This is a genomic window from Trujillonella endophytica (assembly GCF_900110555.1).
Lineage (GTDB): Bacteria > Actinomycetota > Actinomycetes > Mycobacteriales > Geodermatophilaceae > Trujillonella > Trujillonella endophytica.
This window is the reverse complement of the sequence record NZ_FOEE01000011.1, coordinates 73636-89005: the sequence shown is the minus strand read 5'-3', so window position 1 is coordinate 89005 and position 15370 is coordinate 73636. Positions and strand designations below refer to the sequence as shown.

The 15370-nt window shown below is 73.7% G+C and carries 10 protein-coding genes; 1 reads left to right on the top strand and 9 read right to left on the bottom strand.

All coding sequences use genetic code 11. The features are described 5' to 3' along the window. Nucleotides 1-39: 39 nt before the first annotated feature. Complete coding sequence (gene gyrB / locus BMY88_RS16870; RefSeq protein ID WP_091946059.1) at nucleotides 40-2085, bottom strand: DNA topoisomerase (ATP-hydrolyzing) subunit B; 2046 nt, start codon at nucleotides 2083-2085, stop codon at nucleotides 40-42. A 246-nt stretch (nucleotides 2086-2331) separates the two neighbouring features. After that, nucleotides 2332-3756, bottom strand: a complete 1425-nt coding sequence (locus BMY88_RS16865) for an APC family permease (RefSeq protein ID WP_091946056.1) — start codon at nucleotides 3754-3756, stop codon at nucleotides 2332-2334. A 132-nt stretch (nucleotides 3757-3888) separates the two neighbouring features. Between BMY88_RS16865 and BMY88_RS16860 the strand changes: the two genes are divergently transcribed. Next, entirely contained in the window at nucleotides 3889-5445 is a 1557-nt protein-coding gene (locus BMY88_RS16860; protein WP_091946053.1) for an SDR family oxidoreductase, read from the top strand. A 105-nt stretch (nucleotides 5446-5550) separates the two neighbouring features. Here the strand turns inward: BMY88_RS16860 and BMY88_RS16855 are convergent, their stop codons facing one another. The 7 genes from BMY88_RS16855 to dnaA form a co-directional block, all read right to left on the bottom strand. Beyond that, nucleotides 5551-7218 (bottom strand): ABC transporter ATP-binding protein, encoded by a 1668-nt coding sequence (locus BMY88_RS16855; RefSeq protein ID WP_280138738.1) that lies wholly within the window; start codon nucleotides 7216-7218, stop codon nucleotides 5551-5553. A 110-nt stretch (nucleotides 7219-7328) separates the two neighbouring features. After that, a complete protein-coding gene (locus tag BMY88_RS16850; RefSeq protein ID WP_091946325.1) occupies nucleotides 7329-8273 on the bottom strand; it encodes a hypothetical protein in 945 nt (314 codons plus the stop codon). A gap of 67 nt (nucleotides 8274-8340) precedes the next feature. Beyond that, entirely contained in the window at nucleotides 8341-8841 is a 501-nt protein-coding gene (locus BMY88_RS16845) for a DciA family protein (RefSeq protein WP_091946050.1), read from the bottom strand. After that, nucleotides 8838-10004, bottom strand: coding sequence for a DNA replication/repair protein RecF (gene recF, locus BMY88_RS16840; RefSeq protein ID WP_091946047.1), 1167 nt, complete (start codon nucleotides 10002-10004; stop codon nucleotides 8838-8840). The genes BMY88_RS16845 and recF overlap by 4 nt, the downstream gene beginning before the upstream one ends. Before the next feature lie 87 nt (nucleotides 10005-10091). Further along, on the bottom strand, nucleotides 10092-11024 hold the full coding sequence (gene gnd / locus BMY88_RS16835) for a phosphogluconate dehydrogenase (NAD(+)-dependent, decarboxylating) (protein WP_091946043.1): 933 nt from the start codon (nucleotides 11022-11024) through the stop codon (nucleotides 10092-10094). 169 nt (nucleotides 11025-11193) lie between these two features. Beyond that, complete coding sequence (dnaN, locus tag BMY88_RS16830) at nucleotides 11194-12387, bottom strand: DNA polymerase III subunit beta (protein ID WP_244524740.1); 1194 nt, start codon at nucleotides 12385-12387, stop codon at nucleotides 11194-11196. A 743-nt stretch (nucleotides 12388-13130) separates the two neighbouring features. Continuing rightward, on the bottom strand, nucleotides 13131-14837 hold the full coding sequence (dnaA, locus tag BMY88_RS16825) for a chromosomal replication initiator protein DnaA (RefSeq protein WP_091946040.1): 1707 nt from the start codon (nucleotides 14835-14837) through the stop codon (nucleotides 13131-13133). Nucleotides 14838-15370 lie beyond the last annotated feature (533 nt).

Below are 15370 nucleotides of genomic sequence, written 5' to 3'. Positions count from 1 at the left end.
TCTCTCGGTTCGGTGGCACAGGAGTGGGGGTCCGCCGGCTCAGACGTCGAGGAAGCGGACGTCCTTGGCGTTGCGGGTGATGAAGCTGCGGCGGGCCTCGACGTCCTCGCCCATGAGGATGCTGAAGATCTCGTCGGCCGCGGCGGCGTCCTCCAGGGTGACCTGGCGCAGGATCCGGGTCTCCGGGTTCATCGTGGTCTCCCACAGCTCGCTGGCGTTCATCTCGCCGAGCCCCTTGAACCGCTGGATCATCTCGTCCTTGACCTTGCGGCCACCCTCGGCGCCGGCCTTGACGACGGCGTCGCGCTCCTTGTCGCTGTAGGCGTACTCGTCGCCGACCTTGCCGCCCCACTTGATCTTGTACAGCGGCGGCTTGGCCAGGTAGACGTACTGCCCCTCGACCAGCGGGCGCATGAAGCGGAACAGCAGGGTCAGCAGCAGCGTGCTGATGTGCTGGCCGTCGACGTCGGCGTCCGCCATGAGGACGATCTTGTGGTAGCGGAGCTTCGAGATGTCGAACTCGTCGTGGATGCCGGTGCCGAAGGCCGTGATCATCGACTGGACCTCGGTGTTCTTGAGGACCCGGTCGATGCGCGCCTTCTCGACGTTGATGATCTTGCCGCGGATGGGCAGGATCGCCTGGTACATCGAGTCGCGCCCGGACTTGGCCGAGCCGCCGGCCGAGTCGCCCTCGACGATGTAGACCTCGGAGTTGCGCGGGTCGGTGGAGCGGCAGTCGGCCAGCTTGCCCGGCAGCCCGCTGACGGTGAGCAGGCTCTTGCGGGCGAGCTTGCGGGCGTCCTGCGCGGCGCGGCGGGCCCGCGCGGCGGACGACGCCTTGGTGATGATCGTCTTGGCCTCGGTGGGGTTGGCCTCGAACCAGTGCCCGATCTGCTCGTTGCAGACCCGCTGCACGAAGCCCTTGACCTCGGTGTTGCCGAGCTTGGTCTTGGTCTGGCCCTCGAACTGGGGGTCCCCGAGCTTCACCGAGACGATGGCCGCCAGGCCCTCCCGGATGTCGTCGCCGGTGAGCTTCTCGTCCTTCTCCTTGAGCAGCTTCTTCTCGACGGCGTACCGGTTGACGATCGAGGTCAGCGCCGCGCGGAAGCCCTCCTCGTGGGTGCCGCCCTCGTGCGTGTTGATGATGTTGGCGAAGGTGTGCACCGACTCGGAGTAGGCGTCCGACCACTGCATCGCGACCTCGAGCGACATCGCCGTGTCGTTCTTGCCGGTGCCCTCGGCCGAGAAGCTGATCACCGAGCGGTGGATCGCCGTCCGGCGCCGGTTGATGTGCGCGACGTAGTCGACCAGGCCGCTGTCGTAGCGGTAGGTGATCTCGGTCGGCTCGAACGCCTCGGCCTCGTGGCCGGGCTGCGGCGCCGCCTCGGCGAGGGTCACCTCGTCGGACAGGCCGGTCTCGGCTTTGCTGTGCCCTGGTCGCTCGTCGCGCAGGACGATGGTCAGGCCCTTGTTGAGGAAGGCCATCTCCTGCAGGCGGCGGTTGATCGTGTCGAACGAGTACGTGGTGGTCTCGAAGATGTCGCCGTCGGCCCAGAACGTGATCGCGGTGCCGCGCTTGTCGGTCGGCGCGACCTCCTCGAGCGGGCCGGGCTTCGCGTAGGCGTAGCTCTGCTTCCACTCGGTCCCGCGCGTCCAGACGTTGACGTCCAGGCGGGTGGACAGGGCGTTGACCACCGTGACGCCGACCCCGTGCAGGCCGCCGGAGACGCCGTAGCTCTTGCCGTCGAACTTCCCGCCCGCGTGCAGGACGGTCATGATCACCTCGACGGTGGGCCGCTTCTCGACCGGGTGCATGTCGACCGGGATGCCACGACCGTTGTCCTCGACCCGGACCCCGCCGTCGGCCAGCAGCGTGACCCGGACCGTGTCGCAGTAGCCGGCCAGCGCCTCGTCGACCGCGTTGTCGACGACCTCCCACACCATGTGGTGCAGACCGCGCTCACCGGTGGACCCGATGTACATGCCGGGGCGCTTGCGCACGGCCTCCAGGCCCTCGAGGACCGTGATGGAGGAGCCGGAGTAGTCGTTCTCGGTCGTGCTGTCGGTCTTCGGTCGAGCGACCACGTGGGACCCTTCTGTCGCGCAACCGGCGGCACGGGCGACCCACTGCGGTGGGGCACTCCGGGGGCACACGGGGGCACTGAGCCGGTTGCTGGCGGTGTTCACCCTCCAGACTACCGGGTCCTATGACAGGAACGACGCCGTCCACGCCCTCAGCGCGTTCCTGCGCCACTCGCGACCCTCGCTCCACCACGGGACCACCCCCCGGGGGGAGCGGGACCTCCGGGGGCCGCTGGGCCCGCCGCCGCGTCAGTTGCGCGGGCCGTGCGGCGCCTCGCCGCCCAGGTGCGCCGGGTCGAACCCCGACGGGCCGCCGCCCGTGCGCTTGTTGACGAACACGGTCACCAGCCACAGGAGGACGCCGATCGCCAGGAGGACACCGGCGATGCGGTACTGCTCGCCCTCCCGCCCGGAGAAGGGGGTGGCCAGGAAACCGCAGGCCAGGGCGCCCACCACGGGAAGGACGGTCGGGGTGCGGAAGTGGTCGGCGTCGACCGGGTCCCGGCGCAGCACCAGGACGGCGACGTTCACGACGGTGAAGACGATCAGCAGCAGCAGCGCCGTCGTCCCGCCGAGGGCGGGGACCTCGCCGACGAAGGTGATCAGGCCGAACGCGAGCGCGGTGGTGAACAGGATCGCGGTCCAGGGCGTCCGCCGGTGGGGCAGGACGCGACCGAGTTGCGGCGGCAGGACCCGCTCCTTGGCCAGGCCGTAGACGAGCCGGCTGGCCATCAGCATGTTGATCAGCGCCGTGTTGGCGACGGCGAACATCGTGATGACGCCGAAGAGGCTGAGCGGGAAGTCCGGCGCCCCCGCCTCCACGACCCGCAGCAGCGGCGGGGTGTCGGGGTCCGACAGCTGGTCGGCGGGGACCAGGGCGATCGCCGAGATGGAGACCAGCACGTAGATCAGGCCGGTGATGAGCAGCCCGGTCAGCAGCACCTTGGGGAAGATCCGCCGCGGTTCCTTGCACTCCTCGGCCATGTTCACCGAGTCCTCGAAGCCGACCATGGCGAAGAACGCGAGGCCGGTCGCGGCGATGACGCCGGCCAGCACCCCCTTGTCGCCGGTGTCGAACTCGGTCACCCGGCCGAAGTCGCCGTCCCCGCCGAACAGCGCCCAGGCGCCGACGCCGATGACGATCAGCAGGCCCGAGAGCTCCACGCAGGTGAGCACGACGTTGCTCTTCACGCTCTCGCCGACCCCGCGCAGGTTCACCGCCGCGACGAGCGTCATGAAGCCGAGGCCGATGAACGTGATGCCCCAGCCGTTGATGTCGACCTCGAACACCTCGGCGGCGTTCTCGCTGAAGGCCCGGGCGGCCGTCGAGGCGGAGGTGATGCCGGAGCTCATGACCGCGAAGGCCACGAGGAACGTGACGAAGTGGATGCCGAACGCCTTGTGCGTGTACAGCGCGGCGCCGGCGGCCTGCGGGTACTTGGTGACCAGCTCCAGGTAGCTGAACGCGGTGATGAGCGCGACCAGGAACGCGACGAGGAACGGCAGCCACACCACGCCACCGACCTCGGCGGCCACCGTGCCGGTGAGCGCGTAGATGCCCGTGCCCAGCACGTCGCCGACGATGAACAGCAGGAGCAGGCCCGGGCCCATCACGCGCTTGAGCGCCGGCTGCCCGCCGGTGGTCTCCTCGTCGGTCGTCCTCGTGCTCGCCATGTGCCGCCTCCTGCGCGGGTCGGTGCCGGGCGACCGCCGTTGGCCGTGATCGAGATGATCAGTGCCCGGCGCGGGTGCCGCGACTCGAACGCCGGACGGCGCCGGGGCGCACGGACGCCGACACTCGGGCGCATGGCCGAGCCCACCCCCGCACCGCCCGCCGCGACCCCCGTCGTCCCGAAGACCTGCCTCGTCACCGGGGCCACCGGCTACATCGGGGGCCGGCTGGTGCCCGAGCTGCTCGCCGCCGGTCACCGGGTCCGGGTGCTGACCCGGTCGCCGGAGAAGCTGCGCGACCACCCGTGGGCGGGTCGCGTGGAGATCAGCCGGGGGGACGCGACGGATCCCGACGCCGTCGCCGCCGCGTGCACCGGCGCCGACGTCGTCTACTACCTGATCCACAGCCTGGGCAGCGGCCCGCGGTTCGAGGAGACCGACCGCCGGACGGCGCAGGTGATGGCCGACGCGGTCGGGCCGGCGGGCGTCGGCCGGCTGGTCTACCTCGGCGGCCTGGAGCCCGACGACGAGGAGCTCTCCCCGCACCTGCGCTCGCGCGCCGAGGTCGCCGCGATCCTGCTCGGGTCGGGCGTGCCCACCGTGGTGCTGCGCGCGGCCGTCGTCCTCGGGTCGGGCTCGGCGTCGTTCGAGATGCTGCGCCACCTGACCGAGCGGCTGCCGGTGATGGTGACCCCGCGCTGGGTGCACAGCCGGATCCAGCCGATCGCCATCCGGGACGTGCTGCGCTACCTCGTCGCCTGCGCCGACCTGCCGCCCGACGTGCACCGCTGCTTCGACATCGGCGGCCCCGACGTCATGGACTACGCGGAGATGATGCACCGCTACGCCGAGGTCGCCGACCTGCCGCGGCGGCGGATCCTGCCGGTGCCGTTCTTCACCCCGTCGCTGTCGAGCCACTGGGTCGGGCTCATCACGCCCGTGCCGGCGTCCATCGCGCGGCCGCTCGTGGAGTCGCTGCGCAACACCGTCGTCGTCTCCGAGCGGGACATCACCCGCTACGTCCCCGATCCGCCCGAGGGCCTGCTCGGCTTCGACGACGCCGTCCGGCTGGCGATCCAGCGGATCCGCGACCACCAGGTCACGACCCGCTGGACCTCCGCGTCGGTGCCCGGCGTGCCCTCCGACCCGCTGCCCACCGATCCGGACTGGTCGGGCGGCAGCCTCTACCTCGACGAGCGGACCCGGGAGACCGACGCCACGCCCGAGGCGCTCTGGCGGGTGGTCGAGGGCATCGGCGGGGAGACCGGCTGGTACTCGTTCCCGCTGGCCTGGGAGGTGCGCGGGCTGCTGGACCGGGCGGTCGGTGGCGTCGGGCTGCGACGCGGGCGGCGGCACCCCACCGACCTCTACGTCGGCGACGCCCTGGACTTCTGGCGGGTGGAGGAGCTGGACGAGGGCCGGCTGCTGCGGCTGCGGGCCGAGATGCGCGTGCCCGGCCTCGCCTGGCTCGAGTTCCACGTGGAACGAGCCGCGGCCGTGGACGGGCGACCGAGTGGCACCCGGCTGCGGCAGAAGGCCACGTTCCACCCCCGCGGCCTGGCCGGGCACGCCTACTGGTGGTCGGTGGCGCCGTTCCACGGGTTCGTGTTCGGCAGCATGATCCGCAACATCTGCCGCGCTGCCGAGAGCGGGAGGCCCTACGCGGCCAGGCCGCGGGAGGAGGCGGCGTGACTCGCGCCGGAACGCCGTCCTCCCGCACCGCGGCGCGTCCTCCCGCACCGCACACCGTGAGGGAGGTAGCTCCGGGATCAGGTCCCTGATCCCGGAGCAGCGGCGTCAGACCAGCAGCTGGGCCGTGGCGAGCTCGCGGTAGAGCGGACTGGCGTCGAGCAGCTCGTCGTGGGTGCCCGAGGCGAGCACGCGGCCGCCGTCCAGGACGACGATCAGGTCGCTGTCGACGACGGTGGACAGCCGGTGGGCCACCACCAGCAGCGCCCGGTCGGCGGCGGCCGCGGCCAGGGTGCGGCGCAGCAGCTCCTCGTTGCGGGCGTCGAGGCTGGCCGTCGGCTCGTCCAGCAGCAGCAGCGCCGGCCGGGCCAGCAGCGAGCGGGCGATGGCCAGCCGCTGCCGCTCCCCACCGGACAGCAGCACCCCGTCGTCACCGACGGCGACGTCCAGGCCGCGCGGGGAGCGCTGCACCACCCCGGTCAGGCCGACGTCGGCGAGCACCGCCCACAGCTCGTCGTCGGACGCGGTGGGGGCGGCCAGCAGCAGGTTCTCGCGGATCGTGCCGGCCAGCACCGGCGCCTCCTGCTCGACGTAGCCCAGCCGGCCGCGCAGCGCCGCCCGCGGCAGGTCGCGGACGTCGGTGCCCGCCCAGCGGATCGCGCCGCCGGTGAGCGGGTAGAACCCCTCGACCAGGGCCAGCACCGTGGACTTCCCGGCGCCCGAGGGCCCGACCAGCGCCACCCGCGACCCGGCGGGCACGGTCAGGGAGACCCGGTCCAGCACCGGCGTCCCGTCGGGATAGGCGAAGGAGACCTCGTCCAGCTCCAGCAGGGGTGTGCCGGCCGGCGGCACCCGGGGGACCGTGACCACCACCCCGCCGCGCTCGGGCCGGGCGTCGTCCTCCGGCTCGAGCGCGAGCACCTCCTGGATCCGGGCCAGCGCGCCCAGGCCGGTCTGCAGCTGCGTGTAGGCCGAGATCGCCTGTCCCAGCGGCATGACCAGCAGGAACAGGTAGAGCACGAACGCGACCAGGTCGCCGACGGCGATCGAGCCCGACGCCACCCGGTACCCGCCGAGGCCGAGCACCGCGAGGAAGGCCCCCTGGACGGCGATCGAGCCCGCGGGCTGGACCAGGGCCTGCAGCCGCGCGACCGCCACGCCGGCCCGGTAGGCGCGGGTCGCGCTGGCGTCCACCACCTCGACCTCGCGGGCGGTGGCGCCGCTGGCGCGGATGGTGCGCACCGCCGACAGCGCCCGCTCGACGGCGGCGCTCATCGCGCCGACCTCCTCCTGGGCCTGCCGCGACAGCCGACGCACCCGGCGGCTGGTGGTGACGGCGACGGCGAGACCCACCGACACCGCGGCCACGGTCACCAGCAGCAGCCAGGGGTCGACGATCGCCATCGCCACGAGCGCGCCGACCCCGACGACGGCGGAGCCGGCCACCTCGACGATTCCGGAGGTGACCGTCGCGCGCAGCAGCGTCGTGTCGGCGCCGACCCGCGACATGAGGTCGCCGGTGCGGCGGCGGTCGTACTCCGCCACGGGCAGCCGCAGCAGCCGGTCGGCCAGGGCGCGCCGCGTCGTGAGGACGACGCCCTCGGCGGCGCGCTGCAGCACGAAGGACTGCAGCGCGCCCAGCACCGACGCCGCGACCAGCACCAGGACCAGCGCGGAGACGACCGGCAGCAGCGTCTCCCCGCCTCCGACGGCGGAGATGACCCGGCTCACCAGCGCCGGCTGCGCCAGCGACGCCGCCGCTCCGACCAGCGACAGGCCGGCGGCCAGCGTCAGCGCGCGCCGGTGCGGCCGCAGCAGGGGCAGCAGTTGCCGCAGCCCCGTCCGCTCCCGGCGGGCGGGGGGCGCCTCGGGCTCCAGGACGGTGCCTAGCTCGCCGCGGCGAGCGCGCCGACGACGGCGGTCAGCAGCCGCGCGTGGTGCTCGATCAGCTGCGGCCGGTGGCCGTCGGGCCGGATGGCGGCGACGTACCCGCCGGCCAGGTCGCCGCCGGCCCCCGCGGGCGCCGACCAGAACTCGTCGCCGTCGTCGCTGCCCAGCAGCAGGCCGCGCACGGTGGGGTCCTCGACGAGCCGGCGCACCACCGGGGTGTCGGCCTCGGCCAGCAGCACCCACCGGGCGTCGAACTCCGGGTCGCCGCTGGGAACGGGCACCAGCCCGCCGGTGCGGTGCTTCCAGAACCGGGCGGGCGACAGCCGCAGCCCCGGGAGCGTCGCCAGCACCGGGGCGGCGGTGACCGCGTACTCCGGGACGACCCGGCGCTTGTCGGCGTACACGACGTCGAAGGCGACCAGGTCCAACGCGCCGTAGCGGCCGCGCATGACCCCGGCCGGGCGGTGGTCGCGGGTGAGGCGCGTCGGCGCGGTGGCGAGGAGGACGGCGAGCCCGGCGTCCCCCGGCCCGGTCCCGTCGGAGATCTCCCAGCCCTGCTGCAGCGCCCAGCCCTGCGCCCCGACGGGATCGCCCTGGTAGGCGAACACCTGCTCGAACTCGCCCGGCCGACGCGGCGGGCGGGGAGCGAACGGCCCCCCGCCGCCGGGGGACTCATCCTGCGGCGGGGCCGCCGGTCCGGGCCGCTCCTGCTGCCAGGGACGGTGACCGGCCTCGCGCGAGCGGTCGGGCTCGGCGGCGGGCAGGTCCCAGCCCGGCGGCTGCCAGCCCCGGTCGCCGGCGGGCGGGTCCTGCGGCGGATCGGCCGGCGGCGGGGTGCCGCCGCCCTGCGCCGAGCCGTCGCCGAGGTGCTCCGGCTCGCGCCAGCCGCTGCCGTCGCGGTCGTCGAACCCGTCCCGGTCGCGGTCCTGCGGGCCGCTCATCGCCGCTCCCCCGTCGTCTCGCGGGTCATCTCGCCGTCCTCCCGGGCCGGACCCCTGCGGATCCGCCTCATCCGTACGTGTCGCGCGGGCCCCGCCCGCGCACCGACCGCGGGCCCTTCTTCCAGCTGGGGGCCGTCGGTCCGACAACGCGCAACCGGGTGACGACGTCCCCGCCCACCCCGTCGCGCAGCCGCCCGAGGATGGTCGGCGCCAGCAGCCGGAGCTGGGTGGCCCACGCCGTGGACTCGGCGACCACCAGCAGCTCGCCCTCGCTCAGGGACTGCGGCCGGCAGTGCGCGGCGATGTCGGGGCCGACCAGGGCGTCCCACCGCCCGAAGACCGAGCCGACGCGGGTGTGCGCCGTCCAGTCCTGGTCGCTGACCAGGGAGTCGACCAGCCGACCCAGCGGCTGCGGGTCGTCGGCGCTGGGCCCGGCCCCGGTCCACCGGCGCCGCGGGCCGGCGATCCGCCGCCGCGTCGGCTGCGGCCGGGCCGCGGCCGCGGCGCGCGCCGCGGCCAGCGCCGCGCGGGCCACGTCGCTCGGCCGTCCGGGCCGCTCCTCGCTCACGACACCTCCTCGACAGCCGGGTCCACGACGAACGCCGCCCCGCCGGCGACCTGGACGCGGGTGCCCCGCAGCTCCGCAGGCACGTCGTCGAGCACCGCCGCGGTGATCAGGGTCTGCTCCGCCGACCGGGCGACCGCGGCCAGCGCCGCCCGCCGCTCGGTGTCCAGGGTGGCGAACACGTCGTCCAGCACGAGGATCGGCTCCTCGCCGTCGGCGCGGAAGAGCTCCAGGCAGCCCAGCTTGAGGGCCAGCGCCAGCGACCACGACTCCCCGTGGCTGGCGAAGCCCTTGGCCGGCACCGGACCGAGGGAGATCACCAGGTCGTCGCGGTGGGGGCCGACGAGGGTCATGCCGCGGTCCACCTCGTCGGTGCGGCGCTCGGCCACCCGCTCGCGCAGCGCGGCGGCGAGCTCGGCGACGTCGGGCAGCGCCGTCCCGGCCGGGAGCGGGGTGCCGTCGCCGGCCAGCGGCACCGTGCTCGTGTAGCCGAGCCCGGCGACCGGTGCGTCCGGGCCGGCGACCTGGGCGTGCGCGGCGGCGACGTGCGGCACCAGGTCGGCGACGAGGCGCAGCCGGGCCGACAGCAGCTGGCTGCCCAGGTCGACGAGGTGGCCGTCCCACACGTCCAAGGTCGCGAGCGCCCCGCCCCGGGCCAGGCGGGCGGTCTTGAGCAGGGCGTTGCGCTGCTTGAGCACCCGCTCGTAGTCGCTGCGCACCGCGGCCAGCCGCGGCGTGCGGCTGACCAGCAGGTCGTCGAGGAAGCGGCGCCGGTCGGAGGGGTCGCCCCGCACCAGCACCAGGTCCTCGGGCGCGAACAGGACCGTCTTCACCAGCCCGAGCAGCTCGCGGGGACGGGGCAGCGGCGCGCGGTTGACCCGGACCCGGTTGGCCCGGCCCGGGTTGATCTCGATCTCGACGAGCAGCTCGCGGTCCTCGCGCCGCAGTGCCGCCCGCACCACCGCCTGCTCGGCACCGTGCCGCACCAGCGGGGCGTCGGAGCTGACCCGGTGGCTGCTCATCGTCGCCAGGTAGCCGACCGCCTCCACGAGGTTCGTCTTGCCCTCCCCGTTGCGGCCGACGAAGACCGTCGGCCCGGGGGTCAGCGCGACGTCGACGCGCTCCCAGTTCCGGAACGAGCCCAGCTGGAGGTGCCGGACGTACAAGTCAGACCTGGTGAGGCGCTGGAACGGCCACGGTGCAGGGACCCGGACCGGGCACCGGCGAGGGGTGGGGGGCGACGAGGTCCTCGTTCACGCGGGGCGCTCGACCTCCTGGTCGCGGACGGCCTGCACCGCGTGCCCGCCGAACTGGTTCCGCAGCGCCGCGACCGCCTTCATCGTCGGCGAGTCCTCCTGCCGGGAGGAGAACCGCGCGAACAGCGACGCGGCGATCGTCGGCATGGGCACCGAGTTCTCGATCGCCTGCTCGACGGTCCACCGGCCCTCGCCGGAGTCCTCCGCGTAGCCGCGGATCCGGTCCAGGGCGGGGTCCTCGTCCAGCGCGCGGACCAGCAGGTCGAGCAGCCAGGAGCGGATGACCGTGCCCTGGGTCCAGGAGCGGATGACGCCCGGGACGTCCTCGATCAGGTCGACGGCCGCGAGCAGTTCGTAGCCCTCGCCGTAGGCCTGCATGAGGGCGTACTCGATGCCGTTGTGGACCATCTTGCTGAAGTGCCCGGCGCCGACGGGGCCGGCGTGCACGAACCCGGCACCGGGCATCGCCTGGCCCGACGCGTCCTCGGGCTCCGGCGGCCGCAGCGCGTCGAAGATCGGCTGGACCTTGGCGACGTCGTCCTTCGTGCCGCCGACCATGAGCGCGTAGCCGTTCTCCAGGCCCCACACCCCGCCCGAGACGCCGGCGTCGACGTAGCCGATGCCCTTCTCGCGGCACAGGACGTCGTGGATCTGGTCGTCGGTGTACTTGGAGTTGCCGCCGTCGACGATGACGTCGCCCGGCTCCAGCAGCCCGGCCAGCTTCTCGACGGTGGACCGCGTCGCGTCGCCCGAGGGCACCATCACCCAGACCACGCGGGGGGCCTGCAGCGCCCCGATCAGGTCCTCGAGGCTGGTCACGTCCCGCTTCTCGGAGTGCCGGTCGTAGCCGACGACCTCGTGGCCGGCCCGGCGGATCCGCTCCGCCATGTTGCCGCCCATCTTGCCCAGCCCTACCAGTCCCAGCTGCACGAGCGTGTCCTCCCTGTCGCTGTCGGCCAGACGTGTCCCGCGGCGGTGCGGTGCTGAGGCCTGTCTACGGCACCGGTCGGCGGGCGGCCACCCTTCGCCGGCCCCGCCGCGAGGTCGCGAGGCACGGGGGAAGGGTGGTGGGCCCCGTCCTCCCCGGCGCGGGGGCCGATCAGCCGGGCAGGCGCACCGGCATGATCAGGTAGCGGTAGTCCGGGCCCTTCTGCACGGCCCGGGCGGCGGCCCCGTCGTCGTCCGCGGCCGGCTCGGCCACGCCCGACAGGACGGCGGGCTTGAGCGGGCTCGTGAAGTCCATCCGCGCGCGTGGCGTGTGCACCGCCGCGAGACCGTCCAGCAGGAACGACGGGTTGAAGCCGATGGTCAGCGGCTCCCCGTCGAACTCGACGTCGCACCGCTCCTCGGCCTGGCCCTCGTCGTCGGTGCCGCCCGCGCGGAGCGTGACCTGGCCGGGGGTGAACTCGCAGCGCAGCGGCGTCCCGCGCTCGGCGACCAGCGCCACACGCTTGGCCGCGTCGGTGAACAGCCCGACCGGGAGCGTCGCGAACGCGTGCGACTCCGTCGGCATGATCGCCCGGTACTTGACGAACTCGGCGTCGAGCAGGCGCGTCGTCGTCTGCCGGTCCTTGCCCGACAGGCCGAGGATGCCCTCGCCGGTGCCGCTGGAGGAGAGCGAGACGACGATCTCCGGGCCGCTGGTGAGCGTCTTGGCGGCGTCGGCGAGCGTGCGGGCCGGCACGAGCACTGCGGCCGACAGGCCCGGGGTCTCCGGGCGCCAGGCGAACTCGCGCACGGCCAGCCGGTAGCGGTCGGTGGCCGCGAGGGTCACCCGGTCGTCGTCGATCTCCAGCCGGACGCCGGTGAGCATCGGCAGCGTGTCGTCCCGGCCGGCGGCCACGGCCACCTGGCCGACGGCCTCGGCGAACACGTCGCTCTCCACGACACCGGCGGACGAGGGCATCGACGGCAGGGACGGGTAGTCCTCGACCGGCAGCGTCGGCAGGCTGAAGCGCGCGTTGCCGCAGGTGATCGCCAGGCGCGGCCCCTCGGCGCGGATGTCGACCGGATGCGGCGGCAGCGCCCGGGTGATCTCGGCCAGCAGCCGGCCCGGCACCAGGGTGCGGCCGCTCTCCGTCGCCTGGACGTCGACCTCCGCGCGGGCGGACACCTCGTAGTCGAAGCCCGACACCGACAGCTGGCTGCCGTCCACCTCCAGCAGGATCCCGGCGAGCACCGGCACCGACGGCCGGGGCGGCAGGCTCCGCGCCGTCCACGCGACGGCATCGGAGAGGACCTCTCGCGCCACCCGGAACTCCATGACCGTGACCCACCCCTGCTCGTCGTCCACTGCGATGGCACCGCGGCGCCGGAACGGGCCGGACTGCGGTGCGGTCCCCCATCGTGCCGTGCGCACCGCGTCGGGGGGAAACCGCTGTCCCGCGAACGGGGTGCGACGGGATCTGTCGGACCCCTCTGCTCTGCTGCTCTCGACGGCCCGCGGGCACCTGCCAGCGGGCCGTCCCCACCCAGAGTGTGGTTCAAGGATTCCTCGAGATAACCAACTCATCCTCGTCATCACAGGTGTGGAAGCTGGGGATCGAGGCCGTCCGCGCAGGTCACCGCCCGAGTCGACTTGTGGGCCCGCTGTGTGCGCAGACCCCCTCGGCCGTGTCGACACGTGGACAACTCCGCGGTTGTTCACCGGTCGGCCCGTCCGTCCACCCCCTGTCCCCCCTCTCTCCCGGGTCCGTCCCCAGGCCGGCGGGCACCGGGCGGCGACGAGCCGTCGGACAGGTGGACGGGAGATGTCGAAGCCGCTGGTCAACAGGCTTATCCACCCCGGTGGACAGCCGGGACGGCGGACGGCCCCGGCATCACCCGGACGGGTGGCCGGCGGCCCCGGGTCGACCGCATTCCCCAGCCTGTGCACATCTCTGGGGACAACTGATCGACGAGTCGACCGAGGTCACCGCCCCGGAGCCGCCGATGACCGCGCGGAAAGCGGTCGGTGAGCGCACGGCCGCCGTCCCGTCCCTGTGGACGAACGTCGGCGCGGCCCTCCGGATCGCCCGTCGTGGCGACGATCCGGCGTCAGCTCCGGGCGCGGCTCTTGATGCGGGCGGTCAGCTCCGTGACCTGCGTGTACGTGGCCCGGCGCTCGCTCATCAGGTTGGTGATCTTCTTGACGGCGTGCATGACCGTGGTGTGGTCCTTGCCGCCGAAGGAGGCGCCGATCCGCGGCAGGGACAGCTCGGTGAGCTCCCGGCACAGGTACATCGCGATCTGCCGGGCGTTGACCAGGGTGCGGCTGCGGTTCGCGCCCTGCAGCTCCTCCATCGTCACGGAGAAGTACTCCGCGGTCGCGGCCATGATGATCGCCGCGGTGATCTGCGGCCCCTGCTCGTCGCTGATCAGGTCCTTCAGCACCAGCTCGGCCAGCGGCAGGTCCACCTGCTGCTTGTTGAGGCTGGCGAAAGCCGTGACCCGGATCAGCGCGCCCTCGAGCTCGCGGATGTTGGTCTGGACCTTGCTGGCGATGAACTCCAGCACCTGGTCGGGCGCCTGGAGTCGCTCCCCGTAGGCCTTCTTCCGCAGGATCGCGATGCGGGTCTCCAGGTCCGGCGCCTGGACGTCGGTGATGAGGCCCCACTCGAAGCGGGTCCGCAGCCGGTCCTCCAGCGTCGTCAGCTTCTTCGGCGCCCGGTCGGAGGTGATGACGATCTGCTTGCTGGCGTTGTGCAGCGTGTTGAACGTGTGGAAGAACTCCTCCTGCGTGCGCTCGGCCCGCTCGAGGAACTGGATGTCGTCGATCAGCAGGAAGTCGATGTCGCGGAAGCGGCGACGGAACTCCTCGGCCCGGCCGGAGTGCACCAGGTTGATGAACTCGTTGGTGAACTCCTCGGTGCTGACGTAACGCACCCGCACGTTGGGGAACATCCGCGCCGCGTAGTGCCCGATCGCGTGCAGCAGGTGGGTCTTGCCCAGGCCGGAGTCGCCGTAGATGAACAGCGGGTTGTAGGCCCGCGCCGGCGCCTCCGCGACCGCCACGGCCGCGGCGTGGGCGAACCGGTTGCTGTTGCCGATGACGAAGCTGTCGAAGACGTACTTGGAGTTCAGCCCGGGGTCCGAGCCGGCGGGACGGCGGTCGCCGCCGAACAGCTGGACCGCCTCGCCCCCGCCCCGCGCTGCACGGCGGGCGCGTCCCGAGGCCTCGTCGACCCCGTCGTCCGGGGCCTCGGCGGGCTCGTCGAACTCGAAGGGGAGGACGGCGGCCTCGTCGCCGCCGCCCCAGTCGCGCTCGGCCGCGCGCCGACGGCGGGCCGGCGGGCGAGGGGGCTCCGTGGGCGGGGTCCACTCCCGCCCACCGGGCTCGCGCTCCCAGGCGGGCGGGGCGTCGGCCCGGACGCCGAACGCGCTCCGGCCGTCGTCGGCGCGGTCACGGGTCTGCTGGTCCTCCTCGAGGCGCGAGGCCTCGACCGCGGACCAGGGGCGGCGCGTCGGCAGGTCGTCCCGCTCGGGCTCGCGCGGGCTCTCCGCCGGCGCGTCCTCCAGCTGGACGGCGACGCGGATGTCGCGGCCGAGCTGCTCGGACAGCGCCTCGGCCAGCACCCGGCGCATGCGCGACTCGAGCACCGCCTGCGTGAACCCGTTCGGCGCGGCCAGCACCATGGTGTCCTCGAACAGCCCCAGCGGGCGGGTGAGGTTGAGCATCGCGTTCTGCTGCGGGGACAGGCTGGCGGCCAGTCGCTCGCGGATCTGGTCCCAGACCGTGGCCAGGTCCACCGTGGCATCGGCCATGGCCGTGTCCTCCTCGAGCTGGGTCGTCCGCCGGTCGCTCCTGCGGCCCGGAAGCGGTTCCGGTGTCACACGTCCCGGACGGGAGACCCGCCGTGCCCCGGTGTCCGCTCGGAACTTTCGGACACAACGGTTCCACACCGGTGTCCACAGGGTGTGCACAACCGGCGGCGGAGGCCGGCCGCGCTTCCGGAGGACGTCCGGCGACAGGCTTTTCCGCTGGTCGGGGCTGGGAAGAGGGGCGGGCGGACGGGTGTGGCGGTCGACGGACCGAAGGTCGGCCCGTCGCGGCCGGACCCGGAGAACCGGGCCGGAGCGACGGCGACGCTAACAGCTTCATCCACAGGCGGGCAACGACGGGACGGGGCCCTTTCGGCGCGTCGGTGGGCGTGTCGCGTCCCGGCGACGGCGCGTCGTCGCGGTCGGCTGCCGGCCGGGGGTGACCATGGTCAGTCGGGGTACGACCGGCCGCTCGGCCGGTCGCCGCCCTCGGCTATGCTGGTCCGAGTCCGTGGCTCCTCCGCGGCACCTCGGCG